Genomic DNA, 338 nt, shown 5'->3' on the forward strand with positions numbered 1-338 from the left:
GCAGAATTTTGTTCCGGCAATCCCATTGAAATCGCCAGACCCTGCGTTTCAAAGCGGTGTCGGCTCGGATGGACAGGCCAGCGGCCTATGGTAGTCTCGGCGGTCACCAGCATGGCAGCATTTTGTGCTGTAGCACTCTTCCTCGGAGACAGCCCATGAAACTGGATCGGATCGACATCAAGATTCTGCACGAACTGCAGAAGAACGGGCGCATCACCAATGTCGAACTGGCCGAGCTTGCCTATATTGACCTGCGCCGAGTAGCCCTCGATGTAGCCCTCGGACTGCAGCTTCTTGACCCGCATCAGGCACGGGCTCGGCGACAGATGCACCAGCTC

2 pseudogenes are annotated in these 338 nt (G+C 57.4%); one reads left to right on the plus strand and one right to left on the minus strand.

Features of this window, described 5'->3' with window-relative positions:
* Window positions 1-155: 155 nt before the first annotated feature.
* A pseudogene (locus EN852_RS43420) lies at window positions 156-239 on the plus strand (AsnC family transcriptional regulator); the annotation flags it as partial.
* Here EN852_RS43420 and EN852_RS43425 read toward each other — a convergent pair.
* Window positions 228-338: pseudogene (locus EN852_RS43425) on the minus strand (Lrp/AsnC family transcriptional regulator); the annotation flags it as partial. The pseudogenes EN852_RS43420 and EN852_RS43425 overlap by 12 nt on opposite strands.

Source organism: Mesorhizobium sp. M2E.F.Ca.ET.209.01.1.1, assembly GCF_004010375.2.
Classification (GTDB): Bacteria; Pseudomonadota; Alphaproteobacteria; order Rhizobiales; family Rhizobiaceae; genus Mesorhizobium.